General features: G+C 52.2%; 21 protein-coding genes and 1 tRNA gene. 19 read left to right on the top strand and 3 right to left on the bottom strand.

Annotated elements, in window-relative coordinates; genetic code table 11:
- The first annotated feature begins 25 nt into the window (after nt 1-25).
- From ppaX to ACFVTB_RS15655, 17 genes are all read left to right on the top strand, one after another.
- Nucleotides 26-703, top strand: a complete 678-nt coding sequence (ppaX, locus tag ACFVTB_RS15735) for a pyrophosphatase PpaX (RefSeq protein WP_387750755.1) — start codon at nt 26-28, stop codon at nt 701-703.
- Nucleotides 690-1250 (top strand): acyltransferase, encoded by a 561-nt coding sequence (locus tag ACFVTB_RS15730; protein ID WP_387750752.1) that lies wholly within the window; start codon nt 690-692, stop codon nt 1248-1250. Before ppaX ends, ACFVTB_RS15730 begins: the two co-directional genes overlap by 14 nt.
- Nucleotides 1251-1590: 340 nt before the next feature.
- Nucleotides 1591-2820 carry an ATP phosphoribosyltransferase regulatory subunit gene (locus ACFVTB_RS15725; RefSeq protein ID WP_387750750.1) on the top strand — a complete coding sequence of 410 codons (1230 nt, stop codon included), beginning with the start codon at nt 1591-1593 and terminating at the stop codon, nt 2818-2820.
- A 26-nt stretch (nt 2821-2846) separates the two neighbouring features.
- Nucleotides 2847-3455: an ATP phosphoribosyltransferase gene (gene hisG, locus ACFVTB_RS15720; protein ID WP_387750808.1), complete on the top strand. Its 609-nt coding sequence runs from the start codon at nt 2847-2849 to the stop codon at nt 3453-3455.
- 149 nt (nt 3456-3604) lie between these two features.
- Nucleotides 3605-4894 (top strand): histidinol dehydrogenase, encoded by a 1290-nt coding sequence (gene hisD / locus ACFVTB_RS15715; RefSeq protein WP_387750748.1) that lies wholly within the window; start codon nt 3605-3607, stop codon nt 4892-4894.
- 87 nt (nt 4895-4981) lie between these two features.
- Nucleotides 4982-5590, top strand: coding sequence for an imidazoleglycerol-phosphate dehydratase HisB (gene hisB, locus ACFVTB_RS15710; protein ID WP_387750746.1), 609 nt, complete (start codon nt 4982-4984; stop codon nt 5588-5590).
- Between the two features lies 1 nt (nt 5591).
- Complete coding sequence (gene hisH, locus ACFVTB_RS15705; protein ID WP_387750743.1) at nt 5592-6200, top strand: imidazole glycerol phosphate synthase subunit HisH; 609 nt, start codon at nt 5592-5594, stop codon at nt 6198-6200.
- Between the two features lie 115 nt (nt 6201-6315).
- Complete coding sequence (hisF, locus tag ACFVTB_RS15700) at nt 6316-7074, top strand: imidazole glycerol phosphate synthase subunit HisF (RefSeq protein WP_387750741.1); 759 nt, start codon at nt 6316-6318, stop codon at nt 7072-7074.
- Complete coding sequence (hisIE, locus tag ACFVTB_RS15695; RefSeq protein WP_387750738.1) at nt 7071-7772, top strand: bifunctional phosphoribosyl-AMP cyclohydrolase/phosphoribosyl-ATP diphosphatase HisIE; 702 nt, start codon at nt 7071-7073, stop codon at nt 7770-7772. The genes hisF and hisIE overlap by 4 nt, the downstream gene beginning before the upstream one ends.
- A 446-nt stretch (nt 7773-8218) precedes the next feature.
- Nucleotides 8219-9169, top strand: a complete 951-nt coding sequence (locus ACFVTB_RS15690; RefSeq protein ID WP_387750735.1) for a ribose-phosphate diphosphokinase — start codon at nt 8219-8221, stop codon at nt 9167-9169.
- A 142-nt stretch (nt 9170-9311) separates the two neighbouring features.
- The gene (locus tag ACFVTB_RS15685; RefSeq protein WP_387750732.1) at nt 9312-11087 is read left to right on the top strand and encodes a tetratricopeptide repeat protein; all 1776 of its coding nucleotides are present in this window, start codon (nt 9312-9314) and stop codon (nt 11085-11087) included.
- Nucleotides 11088-11177: 90 nt separating this feature from the next.
- Nucleotides 11178-12131, top strand: a complete 954-nt coding sequence (trxB, locus tag ACFVTB_RS15680; RefSeq protein ID WP_387750729.1) for a thioredoxin-disulfide reductase — start codon at nt 11178-11180, stop codon at nt 12129-12131.
- Nucleotides 12132-12323: 192 nt separating this feature from the next.
- The gene (locus ACFVTB_RS15675; RefSeq protein WP_387750727.1) at nt 12324-13274 is read left to right on the top strand and encodes an ROK family glucokinase; all 951 of its coding nucleotides are present in this window, start codon (nt 12324-12326) and stop codon (nt 13272-13274) included.
- Nucleotides 13275-13355: 81 nt separating this feature from the next.
- Nucleotides 13356-14240, top strand: coding sequence for an RNase adapter RapZ (rapZ, locus tag ACFVTB_RS15670; protein ID WP_387750724.1), 885 nt, complete (start codon nt 13356-13358; stop codon nt 14238-14240).
- 12 nt (nt 14241-14252) lie between these two features.
- Entirely contained in the window at nt 14253-15239 is a 987-nt protein-coding gene (locus tag ACFVTB_RS15665) for a gluconeogenesis factor YvcK family protein (protein WP_387750721.1), read from the top strand.
- A 6-nt stretch (nt 15240-15245) separates the two neighbouring features.
- Nucleotides 15246-16175: a DNA-binding protein WhiA gene (gene whiA, locus ACFVTB_RS15660; RefSeq protein WP_387750718.1), complete on the top strand. Its 930-nt coding sequence runs from the start codon at nt 15246-15248 to the stop codon at nt 16173-16175.
- 192 nt (nt 16176-16367) lie between these two features.
- Nucleotides 16368-16637: an HPr family phosphocarrier protein gene (locus tag ACFVTB_RS15655; protein WP_042168817.1), complete on the top strand. Its 270-nt coding sequence runs from the start codon at nt 16368-16370 to the stop codon at nt 16635-16637.
- A 1005-nt stretch (nt 16638-17642) separates the two neighbouring features.
- Here the strand turns inward: ACFVTB_RS15655 and ACFVTB_RS15650 are convergent.
- The 3 genes from ACFVTB_RS15650 to ACFVTB_RS15640 all read right to left on the bottom strand — a co-directional run bounded on the left by ACFVTB_RS15650 (nt 17643) and on the right by ACFVTB_RS15640 (nt 19536).
- A complete protein-coding gene (locus ACFVTB_RS15650; protein ID WP_387750714.1) occupies nt 17643-18245 on the bottom strand; it encodes a DUF4352 domain-containing protein in 603 nt (200 codons plus the stop codon).
- Nucleotides 18246-18578: 333 nt separating this feature from the next.
- Nucleotides 18579-19163 (bottom strand): ATP-dependent Clp endopeptidase proteolytic subunit ClpP, encoded by a 585-nt coding sequence (clpP, locus tag ACFVTB_RS15645; protein ID WP_387750805.1) that lies wholly within the window; start codon nt 19161-19163, stop codon nt 18579-18581.
- Nucleotides 19164-19461: 298 nt separating this feature from the next.
- A tRNA-Arg gene (locus ACFVTB_RS15640) sits at nt 19462-19536 on the bottom strand.
- A gap of 254 nt (nt 19537-19790) precedes the next feature.
- On the opposite strand from ACFVTB_RS15640, the gene ACFVTB_RS15635 reads away from it, so the two are divergent.
- Both ACFVTB_RS15635 and gap read left to right on the top strand, forming a co-directional pair.
- Entirely contained in the window at nt 19791-20828 is a 1038-nt protein-coding gene (locus tag ACFVTB_RS15635; RefSeq protein WP_387750711.1) for a sugar-binding transcriptional regulator, read from the top strand.
- A 136-nt stretch (nt 20829-20964) separates the two neighbouring features.
- On the top strand, nt 20965-21969 hold the full coding sequence (gap, locus tag ACFVTB_RS15630; protein WP_387750708.1) for a type I glyceraldehyde-3-phosphate dehydrogenase: 1005 nt from the start codon (nt 20965-20967) through the stop codon (nt 21967-21969).
- Nucleotides 21970-22145: the final 176 nt, after the last annotated feature.

Below are 22145 nucleotides of genomic sequence, written 5' to 3'. Positions count from 1 at the left end.
TTGAAGCATAAGGAGTGAGTGTATTTTGACGGGCCATATCCGTACGATGCTGTTCGATCTGGACGGTACGATTGTAGACACGAACGAGCTAATTATTCGTTCTTTCCTGGAGGCGCTGAAGGGCGTTGCGCCTGAAGGGTTTTCCAGAGAGCATATTATTCCGGGCATGGGACTGCCGCTGGTTGATCAACTGCGGTCGTTCTCCGGTTTGGATAATGTCGATCATCTGGTCGATGCTTATCGGAATGTAAACCTAGAGCTGCACGACGAGCTGGTGAAGCCGTTCTCTGGCGTCCAGGAAGTGCTGCGCAACTTGCACCAAGCGGGCATTCAAATCGGCGTCGTTACGACCAAGATGCGGTTGACGACCGATAAAAGCTTAAAATTTGTAGAGCTTTACGATTATATTGTTACGGATGCGATCATGACCATCGACGACGTGAAGAATGCGAAGCCGCATCCCGAGCCTGTTCTGATGGCTATGGAGAAGCTTGGCGCCGATCCGGCAAGCACGCTTATGGTCGGAGACAGCATTGTCGACATCCAGGCAGCCAATGCGGCCGGGATAACCTCGGTGGGCGTCGCATGGTCGCTCAAGGGCGCCGCCAAGCTGAGAGAAAGCGGAGCCGATTACGTCATCGAAGACATGCGGGAGCTATACGCTTTCGCGGGATTGGAGCGGGAGACATTTGCGGAACGTTGAGCGGTATCCGGTTGAAGGACCCAATGCGCTTTGGCAGGTATATCGGACGGTAAGTCCGTTCAAATCAGTGCGTAATTTCATCTTTATTCAGATTGCACGGTATTGTCCGATACTGCCGATGAAAAATTGGATCTACCGGAACGTGCTTGGCATGAAAGTAGGCCGGCACACCGCTTTTGCGCTAATGGTCATGGTCGACGTTTTCTTTCCCGAAAGGATCGAAGTCGGCGATAATTCCATAATCGGCTACAATACGACGATATTGGCTCATGAGTATTTGATACGGGAATATCGGCTAGGCGATGTTCGTATTGGTTCCAATGTGATGATTGGCGCCAATACGACGATTTTGCCTGGCGTAACGATTGGCGATCACGCCGTCGTGGCAGCCGGATCGCTTGTTCACAAGGACGTGCCTCCTTACGCATTCGTTGGGGGCAATCCGATGCGTGAGATTAAGCGAACGAACCGAGACGAAGCGGCCGCAGCACAATCCGAAAGCAAGGACGGAGATTCAGACGTATCCGTTGATGCGCGAGAATCGTGAAGGGTATGCAAGTCGAGTGATCGCTGTTGTGAAAAGGTGACGGTAAAGAGCAAGCAGCCTTGGCAGTTGGAGATAAGCGGACGGCTTATTTGCAACTGCCAAGGCTGTTTTCAGATCAACGAGCAGGCGGCCCCGTCTGTATCGGTATCGAGTGGAGCCGTGCAATTAAAAGCGGGCCGACTGAACCTATGCAGCGACAGGGAGACGATCTCGTTAGATAGGCCCGTATATCTTGACGCAGACGGAAGCTTCATGCTACTATCGACTAAACTCTTTATTTTGTTAGCAAGTTAACTTGGTAGCACTTTAATATACTAAAGTAACTGAAGGTGAATGGGAAATGTCCAAACCGAAAGTATTTGAGAAGCCAATTGGCGTTAAAGATTATCTTCCTGGCGCAGTAGCGAAGCTGCGTCATATTGAGCGTGATGTATTGGCTTGTATGCAGGGCTGGGGTTACGAGCAGATTATTACCCCCACCATTGAGTATTACGATACAGTAGGCGTAGCAAGCTCAACCTCGGATCAGAAGCTGTTCAAGCTGCTGAACAATCGGGGTACGACGCTTGTGCTTCGCTCCGATATGACGTCGCCGATTGCACGCGTCGTTTCTTCGTTGTTGAAGGATACGCAATTCCCTCTGAGGCTTTCTTATCATGCGAATATTTTTCGCGCGATTGAAGAGGAAGCGGGACGCGAGGCGGAGTTTTTCCAAACAGGCGTAGAGCTGGTAGGAGACGCTTCGGCTGAAGCGGACGCGGAAGTCGTCGCGCTGGCGATCGCTTCGCTTAAAGCGGCGGGCGTGGAACGGTTCAAGATCGCCATCGGCCATGTCGGCTTCCTGAACGGTCTGTTCGAGCAGACGCTGACCGGCCGTACTGACGCGCAGGAGCAGTTGAAAGCTTACTTGCTAGGCCGCGATTATGTCGGCTACCGCGATCAAATCCGCAAGCTGAATCTGGAAGCGCCAGTGCAGCAGGAATTGGAGGGCATCGTCCGTCTGCGAGGCGGCCAGGAGATTTGCGAGCAAGCGCTGGAGCTGAGTGTGAATGAGACGGCTCGCGCGTCGATTCGCCATCTATGCGACATTTGGGACGTCTTGAAAGCTTACGGCGTCAGCGAGCATGTGCTGATCGATCTGACGATGATCGGCGACTTCACTTATTATACGGGCATGACGTTCGAGGGCTATGCCGCTGATTTGGGCTTCCCGGTTGTGAGCGGCGGCCGCTACGATAATTTGCTTGGCCAATTTGGCCGTCCGGCCCCTGCGACAGGCTTTGCGCTGAAGACGACGCGCATACTGGAACTGACAGGCGTCAAGGAAGATACGGACGTTTCGGAGCGGCTGCTCATTGGCTACGACAGTGAAGGACGGGAAGAGGCGCTGGCTGAAGCGCAAAAGCTGCGCGGGCAAGGCGTCGCTGTCGTCACCGAGCGGATGGATGCGGCAGAGGCTGGAGTGGCGCAAAGTGCACTGGCTGCTCAAAAGTCCTATAAAGGCATGACTTATACAAAGCTGGCTCTATTCGTTGCCGGCATGGAACGGAACGGAGGCGGCAAGGCGTGAACAACGATACCGTATTGAAAGTAGCCATGCCGAAAGGCAGAATTTATAAACAGGCGTCGAAGCTGTTTCGCGAAGCGGGCTACCCGATTCCAAGCGATTTCGACGATACGCGTAAGCTGATTATCGAGTTGCCGGAAGCGGGCATGGAGTTTATTATGGCGAAGCCGGTCGATGTGCCGACTTACGTGGAATACGGCGTTGCGGACATCGGCATCGTTGGCAAAGACGTGCTGATGGAGGAAAACAAGGACGTTTACGAGCTGCTCGATCTTGGCATTGCGAAGTGCCGGATGTCGGTTATCGGCTTGCCTGACTGGAAGCCGGTTATCAATCCACGGGTAGCGACCAAGTATCCGTCGGTCGCATCAGCGTATTTCCGTGAGCTTGGACAGCAGGTGGAAGTCATTAAATTGAACGGTTCGATCGAGCTGGCTCCGTTGATCGGCTTGGCCGACCGTATTGTCGACATGGTCGAGACGGGTCAGACGCTTAAGGAGAACGGACTTGTCGAAATGGAAGAGATTTTTGGCATTACAAGCCGTTTGATTGCGAACCGAGTCAGCTATCGGATGAAAAATGACGCAATCCAGACTTTGTGCGACAGGCTGCAGGAGACGATCGCTTCCAAGGCTTAACAAGAGGCTTGACCGCATTGGGTAAATTAATCTGTAAAATGCAACGCCGCAGGACTTGGATCAGCGCTTTTGCGGTTGTCTATATTGAACAATGAAACCGGCGGACGGGACATCCCGGAAGCGCGGGAAGGAAGAAGGAGCGAAGAGCTATGCGAATCATGCGGCCGGAGCAATTTGGTTTGCAGCGCGAGGTGGAGTACGGCACACCGGAGCAAAATGAAGTCGTCCGGAAAATCGTCGAGGATATCCGGACGAAGGGCGACGCGGCGCTGCTCCGTTATACGGAGCAGCTGGACCGTGTCGCTTTGGATGCGGAGTCGCTGCGCGTGACGCCGGAAGAGATTGCGTCGGCCTATGACAAGGTCGACGAGGCGTTTCTCACGGCCATTCGCGAGGCGGCCGTGAATATCCGCGTATTCCACGAGAAGCAGCTGCGCAACTCGTGGATGGATTTGCAGCCGGACGGGACGATGCTCGGGCAAATTTTGCGACCGCTGAAGCGGGTCGGCGTCTATGTGCCCGGGGGCAAAGCGGCGTATCCGTCGTCCGTGCTCATGAACGTTATTCCGGCACAAGTAGCCGGAGTGCCGGAAATTGTAATGGTAACGCCGCCGGCGACAGGCGGCAAAGAAGGAATCGACCCGTACATTCTCGTTGCCGCCGCTGAGGCGGGCGTCAAAGAATTGTACCGGGTCGGCGGCGCGCAGGCGATTGCGGCGCTTGCTTACGGCACGGAAACGATCGCTCCGGTCGATAAAATATGCGGCCCGGGCAATATTTACGTGGCGCTTGCGAAGCGCACCGTGTTCGGCGCTGTTGATATCGACAGCATTGCCGGTCCTAGCGAGATTGTCGTGCTGGCCGACAAGGATGCCAATCCGGCGTATATCGCCGCCGATTTGCTGTCCCAAGCCGAGCATGACGAGATGGCGTCGGCTATTCTGGTCACGCCTTCCGAGCCGCTTGCACAAGCCGTCGCGGCAGAGGTGGAGCGGCAGCTTGCAACGCTTCCGAGAGCGGCTATCGCTCGCGCGTCCATCGACGACTACGGCGCTATTTTGCTTGTCGATACGCTGGAAGCGGGTATTGACGTCGTCAATCGATTGGCGCCAGAACATCTGGAGGTGCTGACAGCCGATCCGATGCAGCTGCTCGGCTTGATCGAGAATGCAGGCGCGATTTTCCTCGGGCCTTACAGCTCGGAGCCGGTCGGCGATTACTTTGCCGGACCAAACCATATTATCCCGACGAACGGCACTGCCCGTTTCTCCTCGCCGGTCAATGTCGACGACTTCCTGAAGAAGTCGAGCCTTATCTACTATAGCAAGCAAGCGCTGCTTCAAAACGGCGATAAAATAATGACGCTCGCTCGCCATGAGGGTTTGGAAGCTCATGCGAGAGCGATTGAAATCCGGCTCGAACAAGAGGGCGGAAAGTAATTCAGTCCTAACCAAGCCAAGTAAGACGAGGCAAGTCAAGGCAGTCAAGGATAGAAATCAACTGACGAAGAGAAAGAAGGAATTGAAATGACAGAGCAGAACCAAAACAGCCAGCGCGTCGCTTCAATCGTACGCAAGACGAACGAAACCGATATTAAGCTATCGCTTGCCGTTGACGGCACCGGGGACGTAAAGCTGGAAACGGATGTACCTTTTCTGAATCATATGCTGGACTTGTTCGCGAAGCACGGGCAATTCGATCTGCAGGTCGATGCACGCGGCGACATCGAAATCGACGACCACCATACGGTGGAAGACATCGGTATTTGCCTTGGTCAAGCGCTGCGTGAGGCGCTCGGCGACAAGCGGGGCATTAAACGTTATGCCAGCGTGTTCGTGCCAATGGATGAGGCGCTTGCACAAGTTGTTGTCGACATTAGCAACCGCCCGCACTTCGAATACCGTGCGGAATATCCGTCCAATCAGGTTGGCAGCTTCTCAACGGAGCTTGTTCATGAGTTTCTGTGGAAGCTGGCGCTGGAAGCGCGCATTACGCTGCACGTTATCGTTCACTACGGCCAGAACACGCACCATATGATCGAGGCGGTGTTCAAAGCGCTCGGTCGGGCGATTGACGAAGCGACGATCATCGATCCACGCGTACAAGGAGTGCCTTCGACGAAAGGAGTGCTCTAGCATGATCGCCATTATCGACTATGGCATGGGCAATCTGCACAGCGTCAGCAAGGCGGTCGAACGGCTAGGATTCGAGGCGGTTGTGACGGCTGATCCGGCTGAAATCGCCGCTGCCGATGGAGCCATTCTGCCAGGCGTCGGCGCTTTCGGCGATGCGATGGTCTACTTGCGCGAGAGCGGGCTTGATGAAGTTACGAAAGCGTATGCCGCTTCCGGCAAGCCGCTGCTCGGCATCTGCCTCGGCATGCAGCTGCTGTTCGGCGAAAGCGAGGAGCACGGCCGGCACGAAGGTTTGTCGCTGCTGCCAGGCAAAGTGATCCGCTTCCGCGGCGATTATAAAGTTCCGCATATGGGCTGGAACAAGCTGAGCTTCCTGCAGGCGGATAGTCCGTTGTTCAAAGGCTTGGAGGAAGGCCATGTCTACTTCGTCCATTCCTATCACGCCAAGCCGGAGCAGTCTTCCGACTTGCTGGCGACGACCGACTATTATCAGCCCGTAACGGCGATTGTCGGCCGAGGCAACGTATACGGCATGCAATTTCATCCGGAAAAAAGCGGCGATCTGGGGATGCAGCTGCTGCGTAATTTCCTCGCTTTGACCGCCCGTTAAACCGGAGCGTTAAAAGAAGATTGAAATGAAGAAATATAGGGTCGCTCGCTGACGACCGAAGTCGGTCGGGCGGCTTTTGCATCATATAGCGTTCTTATTGTATAGGAGGTGCGCCATGCTGGCGAAACGTATTATCCCTTGTCTGGATGTAAAAGACGGCAGGGTCGTGAAGGGCGTAAACTTTGTCAATTTGCGCGACGCCGGAGATCCAGTGGAGCTGGCGGCAACGTACGACCGGGAAGGCGCCGATGAGCTCGTCTTCCTCGACATCTCCGCTTCGGTGGAAGGCCGGGCGACAATGGTCGAGGTCGTCAAACGGACGGCAGGCGAAATTACAATTCCGTTCACGGTCGGGGGAGGCATTTCCCACGTGGACGATATGAAGCGGCTGCTTCGCGCAGGCGCGGACAAAACGGCGATCAATACGTCTGCCGTGCTGAATCCGGCTCTGATTGGAGAAGGAGCGCGCAAATTCGGTTCGCAATGCATCGTCGTTGCAATCGACGCGAAATTCAATCCGGCTTGGGGCGAATGGGAAGTGTACACGCATGGCGGCCGCAAAGAAACAGGCATCAAAGTGCTGGAGTGGGCGAAGGAAGCTGAGAAGCTGGGTGCCGGCGAAATCTTGCTGACGAGCATGGACGCTGACGGAACGAAGGATGGCTTCGATCTGCCGCTGACGAAGGCGATATCGGAATCACTCGGCATTCCGGTTATCGCTTCCGGCGGTGCAGGAAAGATCGGACATTTCAACGACGTATTTCAGCAAGCGCATGCCGACGCAGCTTTGGCGGCGACCATTTTTCATTATAAAGAAATGACAATCGGCGAAGTGAAGGCCGATTTGCGAGAGAAAGGCGTGGAAGTGCGATGACAGAGCAAAACTTGGCCGAAGCAATCAAATGGAACGGCGAGGGTCTCGTGCCGGCCATCGTGCAGGATGCGCAAAGCAAAGAAGTGCTGATGCTCGCCTATATGAACAAAGAATCGCTGCAGCTGTCGGTTGAGACCGGTACGACTTGGTTCTGGAGCCGTTCCCGCAACGAGCTGTGGAATAAAGGTGCGACAAGCGGGCATACGCAGCGCATCGTTGCTATGTCGTACGACTGCGACGGGGATACGCTTCTAGTGAAGGTCAATCAAGCCGGACCGGCCTGTCATACAGGAAGCTACTCCTGCTTCTTTAACCCGATTGAAACGTCGGGAGCCGAGGGTGAAACAGCCCATCCAATTGAGGGCGACCGGTTCGCTATTCTCGGCAGCCTGGAGAGTGTTATCGCCGAGCGTTATGCGGAGCGTCCTGACGGCGCATATACGACCTACTTGTTCGAGAAGGGCGTCGATAAAATATTGAAGAAGGTCGGCGAGGAAGCGACGGAAGTCATCATCGCCGCCAAAAACAATGATAACGATGAGCTTCGTTCGGAAGCGGGCGACTTGCTGTTCCATCTGCTGGTGCTGCTCCGTGAACGCGGGCTGCCGCTCGACGACATTATGAGAGAGCTGAACGAGCGACATGGCAAGCCGGCATCAAATAATGCAATGCGCCGCGAACAGCAAGCAGACGGCTAATCGTCAAAGTATTTTCGACTGCGGTTCATCCGAGCTAGGCATCTAAGTGATCTCGGCCTCACCGCTCCAAGTATCGAATCGCTCGTTCGCACAGCTTTCAGTGTGCGGGCAGGCGGTTCGATTTGCCGCTTTGGCGGGACAAAACAGGTTGATCGGACGCGTCCGATGTTGATAGATGTCGCTTTTCATGAGCAGAAGACGCAAGACAGTCGAAAATTGCCATATCCCGATTTTTGAATTCTCCATAATTCGATGTATAATGGATAAAGGTAAGAAATAGCGGAGCTTCTGCGTCCGCCGAAATCGCATACGTCCCGGCAGCCTTCCGATCGATCGGAGGAGCGGGACGAAGCAAAGCTTTGCAGAGGACGCCTTGCCGGGTCCAAAGCTGCAAAGCTCGTTGTATGTCTATATCATTTTGGTTTTAAAACGCTCAGGAGGGTATCATGTTAAGCGACAAGTTGCGTATTTTTTCGGGTTCGTCCAACCCGGAATTGGCTGCGAAAATTGCCGAGGATTTGGGATTGACGCTCGGCGCGATCAAAATGTCCCGTTTCAAGAGCGGGGAAGTGTACGTCCATTATGAAGAAACGATTCGGAACTGCGACGTATTCCTCGTCCAATCGTTCTCGCATCCGATTAACGAGCATTTCATCGAGCTGCTTGTTATGATCGACGCGGCGAAACGGGCATCGGCCAAAACCATCAACATCATTATGCCGTACTACGGCTACGCTCGCCAGGAAAGGAAAGCCGCACCTCGGGAGCCGATCTCGGCGAAAATGGTGGCGGACGTGCTGACGACGGTCGGCGCGCATCGTGTTCTTACGATCGACTTGCACGCACCGGCTATCCAAGGCTTCTTCAACATTCCGGTAGATCATATGACGGCGCTTGATCTGCTCAGCGACTACTTGAAGGCGAAGAATATCAAGAACCCGGTTGTCGTTTCTCCAGATGCCGGACGAGCTTCCACGGCAGAGAAGCTGGCCAACTATTTGGACACTTCCTTCGCGATTATGATCAAGAAGCGCCCGGCCCACAACGAATCGTCTATCACTCACGTTATCGGTGACGTAAAAGGCCAAACGCCGATTATTATCGAGGATATGATCGATACAGGCACAACGATCGTCAACGTCGTCGAGAGCTTGAAGGAGCGCGGCGCTGAAGACGTCTATGTTTGCGCAACTCATCCGTTGTTTTCCGGAAATGCCATTGAGCGTTTGAATCATCCGAATATTAAAGAAATCGTTGTGACCGATTCCATCTCACTGCCGGAGATACGTCCGGACAAGTTCACGGTGCTGTCGGTTGCTCCGCTGCTGGCGGAAGCGACGAAAATTATTATCGAAGGCGGCTCTATCAGCACGCTCTTCAAAAACGCCGGCGTATAGCGTCGAATTTCATAGCTATTAACAGAAAATCGCGAGCGGTTACGACAACGTTCGCGATTTTCCCACATATTCTTTCGTGTTGTGATGCGTGCGGCTATGGTATAATCTTAGAAAATCGGAAGTTCCGGGAGGTGCCTTGCAGGTGAAAGGAAAGAAGCTGGCAGCGGCAGAGCAACAACGAACGAAGATCATACCGGTGCAATGGGATGCCACGTTCTTTTTCGAACGCGCGGTTCGTTCCTTGGACCGGTTCCACTATGACAAGGCACTGAAATATTTCCGGCGGGCGGTCGAATACGAGCCCGACAACCCGGTTAACCATTGCAATATGGCAGGCATTTTGTCGGAGATGGGAAATTATGAAGAGTCCAACCGGATTCTCGGGTGGATTGTAGACGAATTGGACCCGACGATGACGGAATGCCATTTTTATATGGCGAACAACTACGCCAACATGGAGCAATACGAAGCGGCCGAGAGTTCGCTTATTCAATATTTGGAGGAAGACGCAGACGGCCAGTTTCTCGACGAAGCGGAAGAGATGATGGATCTGCTTCATTTCGAGCTGGAGCGTCCCACACGTCTAACCAACATCAAATCGCGAGAGGGAATGGTCGAACACGACCAAGCGAGAATGCTGCTCGAGGAAGGAAAGTTTGCGGAGGCGGTCCGCATCCTGGAGCAGATTATTGAAGCGCAGCCGGACTTTCTTGCGGCGCGCAACAATCTCGCACTCGCTTATTACTATATGGGATTGTTCGACAAGGCGATGGAGACGATCCAAGCGGCGCTCGAACGCGAGCCCGGCAATTTGCATGCGCTCTGCAATCTGGCGATCTTTTATCAGCATGCGGGCGACGAGGAGAATCTAAGCGAGCTCTCCGGCCTGCTGCGCAAGACGATGCCTTTTCATCAGGAGCATGTGTTTAAGCTGGCTACAACGATGGGCATCTTAGGAGAACACGAGTCGGCGCATCGTCACTTCAACCGGCTATTGAAAGACACCGAATTGCCGCAGGACCCGTGCCTCTATCATTATGCGGCTGTAGCCGCTTGCCATATCGGACGGTATGCTGAAGCGGAACGCATGTGGAGACAGGCGGCGAAGCTTGATCCTGAATCGGGCATTCCGCGTTATTATATGGAGCAGCTTGGCTTGCTGCAATCTGGCGAAGCGGGCGCTTCGATCAGCTACCATTATCATCTGCCGTTCGAAGAGCAGTTTAAGCTGTGGGAGAATTCGGCGGACGGCTTGCCTGATCATCTGAAGCGCGATCCCCTTGTCCGTTCCTCGTTCTTCTGGGCACTGCGTCACGGCGACCAGCATACAAAGCTGCAGGTCATTCAGGCGCTCGGCATGATTGCCGACAGCGAGGTAAAGGACGTTCTTCGCTCTTTTTTGCTGGAGGAAGGGGAAGACGACTACTTAAAGAAAGTAGCGGTCTTCGTGCTTCGTACGATCGGCGTTCAGGAGCCGCTGCAGGCGGTGCTGGAAGGGAAGCAGACGGTCGTCGAGCCGAATCGGGTGCCTTCACGCTTGCCCGTCTGGGAGGAGAAATGGCAGGAAGTTGTGGAAACAGCACTTGCCAACATGGATAAGCGTTACGATCTCGTGCAGCAGCATGACCTGATGACGCTGTGGGTGGAGTTTCTTACCCGCGTATACCCGGACACGCCAAAGCTGGTTAAGACCGAAAGCTGGTCGGCCGCGCTGGAATATTTGACAGCAAAAATGCACCGCCGGGCGATCTCGTACCATGAAGTGTCCGAGCGTTACGGCACATCGATCGCGACCGTTAGCAAGAATGTCAAACGGATCGACGAGGTGTGCGGCATCAAAGCGAAAATGAAGTCGATCAGCTCCGTATTTTCCATGACGGAAGCGGGAGCTACTCCATCCGGTGATCCGAACGCATAGCGATATAGCGGGGCTTAGGGATCATTATCTATAGCGGTGTAAAACCGAGACAGCTGCATCCATCTGACTATATATTAACGGAGGATAACCATGACTACCTATAAATCGATCATTATCGGAACCGGTCCGTCCGGCCTAACGGCTGCGATTTACCTGGCTCGCGCCAACATGAATCCGCTCGTAATCGAAGGACCAGAGCCGGGCGGGCAATTGACGACTACGACAGAGGTTGAGAACTTCCCAGGCTTCCCGGAAGGCATTATGGGACCGGACCTGATGGCGAACATGCGTAAGCAGGCGGAACGCTTCGGCGCTCAGTTCGTAACGGGCTGGGTGAACAGCGTCGATATGTCGCAGCGCCCGTTCAAGCTGCAAGTTGAAGGCAAAGGCGAATATGTTGCCGAGACGCTTATTATTTCGACCGGTGCTTCGGCGAAATATTTGGGCATTCCGGGCGAGAAGGATAATGTCGGACGGGGCGTCAGCACATGCGCCACTTGCGACGGCTTCTTTTTCCGGGGCAAAAAGATTATCGTGGTCGGCGGCGGCGACTCCGCAATGGAAGAAGCCAGCTTCTTGACTCGCTTCGCATCCAACGTCGAGCTGGTGAATCGCCGCAGTGAGCTGCGCGCCTCCAAAATTATGCAGGACCGCGCTCGCGATAACGAAAAAATCAGCTGGAGCCTGAACCGCACGCCGCTTGAAGTGGTGGCGAACGGCATGGGCGTAACGGGCTTGAAGGTCCGCGACAACGAGTCCGGCCAAGAAGAAGTGATCGATACGGACGGCGTCTTCATCGCCATCGGTCATACGCCGAACACCGGCTTCCTTGGCGGTCAGATCGATACGGATGAACACGGCTATATTAAGGTAAATCCGGGAACAACGGAGACGAACGTGGCGGGCGTTTTCGCTTGCGGCGACGTGCAGGACAGCAAATATCGCCAAGCGATTACAGCTGCCGGCAGCGGCTGTATGGCTGCACTCGATTGTGAACGGTTTTTAGAAGGCCATATTACGCAAGACTGGAGCCAATCGCTCTAATCCGGAACGCAGGCAAAGCGAGATGCTAGCATGGAACGCAGCCCTTTCACAAGGAACGATTTCCTTCGGAGAGGGCTGTTTGTTTGCGCGGCCCGGGCGCGCTAAGCGCTTCCGGCGCGTCTTGACCGGAGATTGGCGTTCGCTTATAGTGGGATACAGAGAAGATAACCTATTTGATGAGGTGGACTAGTAATGTCTGAGAAGATTTACGTTGGTATCGATGTCGGCGGAACCGCCATTAAAGCGGGACTTTGCAACGAGGACGGGCAGCTTCTGCAAACCTATGAAGGACCTACGGAAACGCCTAAGGGCACCGATGTCATTCTTCACAATATCGCGCAATATGCCAGAAATATTGTGGAAGAATCTCCATATACATGGGAGCAGGTTCAAGGCGTAGGAGTCGGTATTGCAGGCTTTCTCGATATTCCAAACGGCATTGTGAAATTTGCGCCGAACTTGAAAATCAGCGACGTAAACTTGAAGGCGTATCTGGAGCAGCAGCTGCAAGTGAAGGTGCTTGTCAACAACGACGCCAACGTAGCGGCGCTCGGCGAGGCATGGGCCGGCGCGGGCAGAGGGGTTGCCAACTGCGTATGCTACACGCTTGGAACTGGCGTTGGCGGCGGCATTATTATAAATGGAAAAATCGTAGAAGGCTTTGCCGGCATGGCTGGCGAACTCGGCCATATCGCGATCGTTCCCGATCTGGAAGCGATCCAATGCGGCTGCGGCAAAATGGGCTGCCTGGAGACGGTTTCTTCGGCAACGGGTATTATCCGTATGGCGAAGGACGCTGTTGAACGCGGCGACCGTACGTCGCTGTCGCAAGTTGAGAACATTATGGCAAAAGACGTCATCGACGCGGCGAAAGCCGGCGACGAGGCAGCGGCTCGTATCGTAAGCCGCGCTGCTTACTACTTGGGCCGTTCGATGGCTGTTATGGCTGTCGTTCTTAATCCGGAGTGTTTTATTATCGGTGGAGGCGTGTCGAAGGCGGGAGATTTCCTGTTCGACCAAATCCGCGAGGTATTCGAGAAATATACACAAAAAGAAGCCAAGGAAGGCGTGAAGATCGTGGCGGCTACGCTTGGCAACAATGCCGGCGTCGTAGGCGCTGCCGGTTTGATTCTGCGTTCCTAGCAGTCCGGGCGGGCTGATCACTGATCAAGCCGCTTTGGCTTATACCGGCGCACGTTCGAACGTAAGCAAGGGGAGGAAGCCATGGAAACGGGAGCAATGTCGAAGCTTGTTATTATTACGGGGATGTCCGGGGCTGGGAAAACAATTGCAGTGCAAAGCTTAGAAGACCTCGGTTTCTTTTGCGTCGATAATTTGCCGCCGGTACTCATACCGAAGTTTGCGGAACTGATCGAGCAATCGAACGGCAAAATCGGCAAGGTCGCGCTTGTTATCGATTTACGCGGTCGCGAGTTTTTCACCGCTTTATCGGAATCATTAAGCTTTATTAAAGATCATTTCACAATCAGCTGTGAGATTCTATTCCTGGATGCGACGGACGAAGTGCTCGTTCAGCGTTACAAAGAAACGCGCCGCCGTCATCCGCTTCATCCTGAAGGGATGCCGCTGGAAGGAATCCGGATGGAGCGACGAATGCTGGAAGACTTGAAGGGCTCCGCTTCGCTCGTTATCGATACGAGTACGATTAAGCCTGCGCAGCTTAAGGAACGAATCGTATCGCGTTTTACGAACCTGGAGAAAAACAGCCTGCAGGTCAATGTGACCTCGTTCGGCTTCAAATACGGCATTCCAATCGACGCCGATTTGATTTACGACGTTCGTTTTTTGCCTAATCCTCATTATATTGATCATTTGCGGCCGAGCACCGGTCAAAATCCAGACGTGTACGATTATGTGATGAAATGGCCGGAGACGCAGGCCTTTTTGGCAAAGCTGGTCGACATGTTGCAATTTCTCATTCCGCTTTATCATAAAGAAGGAAAGAGCCAAGTCGTTATCGGTATCGGCTGTACGGGCGGCAAGCATCGCTCGGTAGCGATCGCCGAATATTTGGGCCGTGTACTCGGCGCCAGCGATACGGAACGCGTCCGTGTCAGCCATCGCGATTCCGACCGTGATAAGCATTGACGAGGTGATAGGATGCAGAACAGGCAAAAAGTAATCAGGCGACCGAAGATCGTCGTTATCGGCGGCGGAACCGGCTTGTCGGTTATGCTGCGCGGCTTGAAGGAAAAACCGCTCGACATTACCGCAATTGTCACGGTCGCCGATGACGGCGGGAGCTCGGGCATTCTTCGCAACGAGCTGCAAATGCCGCCGCCTGGCGATATCCGCAACGTACTAATGGCGTTGGCAGATACCGAGCCGCTGCTCTCGGAAGTGCTGCAGTATCGCTTCAAGGACGGAACCGGCTTGGCCGGTCATAGCCTCGGCAATTTGATGCTGGCGGCAATGACCGACATTGCCGGCGATTTCGTGTCGGGCATTCGGGAGCTTAGCCGCGTGTTGGCCGTTCGGGGCCGCGTTCTGCCGGCCGCTGGTCAAGCGGTCGTGCTTAAAGCGGAGATGACTGACGGAACGATCGTTGTGGGCGAATCCTTGATCCCGAAAGCGGGCAAAGTAATTAAGAGGGTATTTATCGAGCCGGATACGGTAGAGCCGCTTGATGAGGCGGTGGAAGCGATCGAGCAGGCAGACGCGATCCTGATCGGTCCGGGGAGTCTATATACGAGCATTATTCCAAACTTGCTTGTGCCGAAGCTGGCCGAGAAGATCGTTGAGTCGGACGCGGTGAAGCTGTTCGTCTGCAACGTCATGACTCAGCCTGGCGAAACGGACAATTATTCGGTCAGCGACCACTTGGATGCGGTCTATGATCATATCGGCCATCATTTGTTCGATTATGTCATTGTGAATGACGGGGAGATCCCTCCGCAGGTGGAAGAGACTTACGCTGAGAAAGGCGCGAAAGCGGTTCATCTCGATCTCGAGGAAGTGACGAATCGAGGCTATCAGGTTATCGCCGACCGTCTGGTGCTGTTCCGTACGTTCCTCCGGCATGATGCGGAACGTTTGAGCCATCATATTTATAAACTAGTGGAGAACTGGATGTTAAGGAAGAGGTGAATCACGATGTCTTTTGCGGCCCAAACGAAAAAAGAGCTGACCTTGGTGGAGGCGGACGCTTGCTGCGAAAGAGCCGAGCTTTCCGCGCTTATCCGAATGAACGGCTCAGTTAGCTTGTCCAGCCGCAAGGTCGTGCTTGACATCTCGACGGAAAATGCCGCGATTGCTCGCCGGATTTACTCTTTGGTGAAAAAGCATTATGACGTGCACACCGAGCTGCTTGTGCGCAAAAAAATGCGTCTCAAGAAGAATAATGTTTATATCGTACGCATCCCTACAGGAGTGCAGGAAATTTTGAATGATTTGCGGATCGTCTCCGAAGGCTTTGTCTTTAACAGCGGCATCGATAAGGATATCATTCGCAAGCCTTGCTGCAAACGGTCTTATTTGCGCGGTGCGTTCTTGGCCGGGGGATCGGTGAACAATCCGGAGGGATCGTCATATCACTTGGAAATTTCCTCGATGTATGAAGAGCATTGCGAAGCGATTGTCGGCTTGGCCAACAAATTCGAGCTGAACGCCCGCTGCATCGAACGGAAAAAAGGCTTTATTTTTTACATCAAAGAGGGCGAAAAAATTATCGAGCTGCTGAACATTATCGGCGCGCATCAGGCGCTGTTCAAGTTTGAGGACGTCCGTATTATGCGCGACATGCGCAATTCGGTCAACCGAATCGTCAATTGCGAGACGGCCAACTTGAATAAGACGATTGGCGCTGCGGTTAGGCAGATCGATAATATTAAGCTGCTTCAGAAGGAGATCGGCCTTCATAATTTGCCTGACAAGCTGAAGGAAGTGGCCGAAATCCGGCTCCAACATCCCGATATGAATTTGAAGGAAGTCGGAGAAATGCTGAAGGGAACGGTTAGTAAATCCGGTGTCAATCATCGGCTGCGCAAAATTGATGAGCTTGCTGAAAAAATCCGTAATGGCTAGCTTTTATCCTAGTGCAACCGATGTTATAATGATATAATAATGTACAAAAAGGGATTATTGTGCGCAAAATGAGAATGCAGTCGCATAATCCGCCGCATCAGTAATGTTCATATTCACCGCTGAACGACTGCCGGCTCCGCAAACGGGCAACGTTCGCGTCTGATTGATTATGATATAGGGGGTATGGTTTCCATGACAAGGCTTCCGGTTGTCGTTCGACTGAAAACTGGACTTCATGCTAGGCCAGCAGCACTTTTCGTTCAAGAAGCAAATAAATTTTCTTCCGAAGTATTTGTTGAGAAAGACGACAAAAAAGTGAATGCCAAATCGATTATGGGAATTATGAGCTTGGCGATTAGTTCCGGTACGGAAGTATTTATAAGCGCGGAAGGTTCGGACGCCGAGCAGGCTGTAAACGCTTTAGTCGCTCTCGTCAGCAAAGAAGAGCTGGAGAATCAGTAATAGCAACGAAACGGCAGCGTCCCAGGAGGGAAGTTGCCGTTTTTTGCTTGAATTATGGAGGGAACCCGTTGTCATTTTTAATGGCGGCGGGTTCTTTTGCTTTGCGTTTTTCAATATGTATGATATTTCATATATATTTTGCGGGATTTTGGCAAAAGCGCCGATTATATATGATTTTTCGAATATAATCGTCCCAAATTCCGATATTCGAATAATTATATATGATTTTTCGTACATATTCGGCTCCAAACCAAAATGAGTTCTTGACATGAAGCGAGGGGAAAAGCTGCGTGTCCTTTACCTTCCGTAAGATGGTTGTGCGATCAACCCGCCTCAATCGATCCACAAGACAAGCTTGTGGAAAGGAATGTTTGAATGGTTCACAATGGACAGCAGCGTTATCGTATCCATCAAACGGTCAATTCTGACCGTTAGAGCAAAAAACAAAGCCTGTTCCCTTTCTTTAAGGACACTAGTGACCGTTAGAAGATGATTTCACGCTATTCTCCGCCCCTATCCCTTGCTTAGGGACAATAATGTCCCTAAGCGAGCCGAAATTTCAAATAATCGGCGCTAACGGTCACTACTGTCCATTAATAGGCTCCAAACCGAAAATCAGTGCCTGGCTCAAACCATCACTCTTTCTATTCGAATGCAAAGTCTTGCTATAACGGTCACTTGTGGTTCAGACCTCACGAATAAGAGTGTCAAGCACTGATTATGGTGTAGAGCCGTTTTTTCGACTTAAAACTGAAATCAGTACATTGACTTGAAGTGAGGGGGGAGCGCTGCTGGTCAGAGGGTTCTTCGATCGCCATTAAAGCCTAATTCCTTGGTTGGTGGTTGTGAACCATTCTTTCCATCAAAATAGAATCTGCAGTTGCTGCGCCTTCCAGCGGTTGGGGAACTTTGCGGGGCTTTCTTTCTCTACAGTCAGAAGAAGAAACGGCAACGCTCCCTGAAGGAACGTTGCCGTTTCTCTTGTCTACTTTCTTGCTTCCGTTATTAACGGATTTGGAACAAGAAATCTTCTTTGTTGTAGTTAAAATTCAGTTCGAGCGGCTTGTCCGAATCTTTGGCTTCCGTAGCAAGCTCAAAAATAATGATTCCTTTTTTGGACGAGAGCGGATTCAAAGTTTGCATATACAGTTGATCCTTCAGTCCAAGAATGTTCGATAAGACGAAAGTGTATTCGGAATCGTATACGAGCGTAGCGTCGATATCTTCTTTCGTAATCCGCATGACTGGCAGGAACGTTCCGGCTTCTTTGCCTATGTTTTTAATCGTAACATTAGCAATACCGAATGTGTTGCCTTCTTCAGGCGAGTACACTAAGAAAGAATCCTCGATCGATTTTTTGTATTCGAAGCTATCCAAAGTTACTTCCCAGTCGCCAATAGTAACTTTTTCACCGGTTTTGGCAGCTTTCGGAGCTTCCGGCGTTGGCTCAGGCGTAGGTTCAGGTGTTGGTTCCGGGGTTGCGCTAGCTTGTTCTGTAGGCGTATCGGTAGCCGCTGTCTTATTTTCCTCCGCTGCGGGCTTAGAGCCGCCGCATCCGCTCAATACTGCCGTAGCGGCAATTGTTAAAACTAATAACCATTTCTTCATTTTGAAACCCTCCCAGTAAGTTCTCTCTCATTTTTTTGAATCTATTCTGCTAGACTCTCATACTAATACATATAAAGCAATAATTTGGTTACAATATTTTCGAAATTTTCATATTTGGTATTGCAAATATCCCCATAGTTCGCGATTTTTTTCACACTAAAGAACGTGGTCTGGGTGCTAATATTGTCATAAATTGATATCATGTCTATCATTAAAGGTAAATGATAGAATTATAAAGTGAAGAGACGAACGAATAGAATTTCGTAAAATAAACAAAAAGGCCAATGTCGGCGGCTGACGCCGGACACTGGCCTTTTTATACTAGCTATTCGCTTATTGAACCTTCTCGATGACTTTATCGACAAGTCCGTATTCGCGCGCTTCTTCGGCGCTCATGAAGTAATCGCGATCGGTATCCTTCTCGATCCGCTCAAGCGGCTGACCGGAGCGGTCTGCGAGTATGCCGTTCAGCTTGTCACGCATTTTCAGAATGCGGCGCGCTCGAATTTCGATGTCGCTCGCTTGACCTTCGGCTCCGCCGAGCGGCTGATGAATCATCACTTCGCTGTTTGGCAGTGCGTAGCGTTTGCCTTTCGCTCCCGCCGTCAATAGGAACGCGCCCATCGAAGCGGCCATGCCGACGCAGATCGTCGAGACGTCCGGCTTAATGTATTGCATTGTATCGTAGATAGCCATCCCTGCGGTAATCGATCCGCCAGGGCTGTTAATGTATAAAGAGATGTCTTTCTCCGGATCATCGGCCGCCAGGAACAGCATTTGCGCGATAATCGAATTCGCTACGACATCGTTGACGCCGGTGCCGAGGAATATGATGCGATCCTTCAGAAGACGGGAGTAAATATCATAAGCACGCTCGCCTCGATTGTTCTGCTCAATAACCATAGGAACAAAATTCATATCCAATTGAAGTCCCTCCTCGGAAATAAATACGTTGATATAGCTTGCTGTATTCCCATCATAGCGGAATGGCAAACAAAAGTCAAAGATAGTCAAACATAGGTGATTGACCGAACGCCGTCATGCAGCAAAGCACTGCTTGCAAGGAGTGGTGTTGATTGTAGGAAGGCATTGCGAGGCCTAAGCGGCTCTAAAGTTTCTGCAACGCGCGAGGTGAGGCGGTACGAGTGTCAACCACAAAAACCGCATAAACGCAAAAAAACCGCCCTGTTAAAGGACGGTTGTGCATTCGTATTAGTGGCGCGCCCGCTAGGAATCGAACCTAGATCTCAGGCTCCGGAGGCCTACGTCATATCCATTGGACCACGGGCGCACATCATTGCTATCATAAAAGCAACAGCGAGACCTAGTATATGCTATACGCGTCAAGAAATCAAGACAAAGAGAAAAATTAATTTTGAGAAAATCGCGACAGTAATCGCTTACATCGACCTTTGGCATCTTGCGAAAGCATTTAATTTTGGCTAGAATAAGAGTGGGACTAAAAACGAACATACGGGACGTTTTAGGTCCAACGGATGGGGAAGGATCCCAAAACGAAGGAAGCCGATGGAGTGAAGAAAGAGGATGCGCCAGATTATTGAACTGCAGCAGCAGCTTCTCCCGGATTTGCTCGATGTGATGAGGAAACGGTATTCCATCTTGAATCAAGTCATGATGTCCGATTTGATTGGCAGACGAACGTTGGCGGCATCCTTATCCATGACAGAGCGAGTACTCAGAGCCGAGACGGATTTCCTGAAAGCTCAGGGGCTGCTCGAAATCGAGACGGCCGGGATGCGGATCAGCGAAGCCGGCAAAAGGCTGTTGGAACAGCTGGAGCCATACTACACCGAGCTGTTCGGCCTGTCGGAGCTAGAGGAAAAGCTTCGTTCGTCGTTCGGACTGCAGCAGGTCATCGTTGTGGCCGGCGATTCTGACGAATCGAGCCAGACGAAGCGAGAGCTTGGCCGAGCGGCCACGCAAGTGCTTCGGAAGGTGATGAAGCCGCACGATGTCGTAGCCATTACTGGAGGAACGACGATCGCTCAAGTCGCGAATCATCTCACAAGTCCATCGCCGCTTAAGACCAATTGGTTTGTACCGGCTAGAGGCGGACTTGGGGAGAGCCTGGACTATCAGGCGAACACGATCGCGTCGATGATGGCGAAGCGGACGGGAGCGCATTATCGCTTGCTGCACGTGCCCGATCATTTGGGCGAGGAAGCTTACGCTTCCATTATGCAGGAGCCGAACATTAAGGAAATCGTCGACGTTATCCGCAGCGCCCGCATTGTGGTGCACGGGATCGGCGAGGCGATGGTCATGGCCCGAAGAAGGAAGCTGCCTTCCGACTTAATGGAAGAGATGGCTGCCGAAGGGGCGCTGGCCGAAGCGTTCGGTTATTATTTCGATAAAGAAGGCCGTGTGGTCCATCAAATGCAAACGGTAGGGTTGCATTTGGAGGATATCGTCAAAACTGAAGTTGTTATTGGCGTTGCCGGAGGCAAGAGCAAAGGCGAAGCTATCGCAGCGGTTATGAAGTTCGGGCATAACGATGTGCTCGTTACGGACGAAGCCGCAGCACTGGAAATCGCAGCAATGCTGGATAACGGTACGGTATAGCCGGAAAGATTAAGACTCTGCCGAGCATGAATTTGTCTCATGACGGTTTGCGGCGGTGCTTATCAGCAATAGCAAGCCAAGCCGCAGAGCGTTTTGAAAATAAAAGCTTTTCATAAAAGATTAGGAGGAAATAACAATGGTTAAAGTTGGTATTAACGGATTTGGCCGTATCGGCCGTAACGTATTTCGCGCGTCGCTGAGCAACCCTGAGGTTGAAGTGGTGGCTGTCAACGACCTGACTGACACAAAAACACTGGCTCACCTGTTGAAATACGATACAACTCATGGTGTTCTGGATGCAACTGTTGAAGCAAAAGAGGGCGCGATCATCGTTAACGGCCGCGAAATCAAAGTTTTCGCAGAACGCAACCCTGAGAACCTGGCTTGGGCTTCCGTAGGCGCTGAAATCGTTGTTGAATCCACTGGTATTTTCACAGCGAAAGAAAAAGCTGAGCTTCACTTGAAAGGCGGCGCTAAGAAAGTAATCATCTCCGCGCCTGCTACTAACGAAGACATCACGGTCGTAATCGGCGTTAACGAAGACAAATACGATCCTGCTGCACACACTGTAATTTCCAACGCTTCTTGTACGACAAACTGCTTGGCGCCATTCGCAAAAGTACTGAACGACAAATTCGGCATCGTAAAAGGCATGATGACGACTGTTCACTCGTACACGAATGACCAATCCGTACTGGACGTTCCTCATAAAGACCTGCGCCGCGCTCGCGCTGCTGCAGAAAACATCATTCCTTCTTCGACTGGCGCTGCAAAAGCAGTATCGCTCGTTCTGCCTGAACTGAAAGGCAAACTGAACGGTATGGCAATGCGCGTTCCTACGCCTAACGTTTCCGTAACTGACCTGGTTGCTGAACTGAAAGTAAACGTAACGGTTGAAGAAGTTAACGCAGCATTCAAAGAAGCTTCCGAAGGCGCTTTGAAAGGCATTCTGAACTACAACGAACTGCCGCTCGTATCGAGCGACTACAACGGCGACCCAGCTTCCTCCACAATCGACGCACTGTCGACGATGGTTGTTGAAGGCAACATGGTTAAAGTCGTTTCCTGGTATGACAACGAGTGGGGCTACTCGAACCGCGTTGTTGACCTGGCTGCTTACATCGCAAGCAAAGGCCTGTAAGACTAAGGTCTCCAATCGCATGGAACGCTTTCGTCCCGGACGGCCGCAACGCCGGTTCGGGGCGACGCTTTAGTCTGCAGCGCTCCGGGAATGTAACGCGAGTGCGCGGCAAAGGCGTTCCTTCTTCTACTCGAGAAGGAACGCCTTTTTTTCGGGAAAATCCGGACGGCGATCAG

Origin of the sequence: Paenibacillus sp. NPDC058071 (genome assembly GCF_042885235.1) — a bacterium.
Lineage (GTDB): Bacteria > Bacillota > Bacilli > Paenibacillales > Paenibacillaceae > Pristimantibacillus.
The sequence above is the reverse complement of the archived record's forward strand: the minus strand, read 5'-3'. Positions and strand labels throughout refer to the sequence as shown.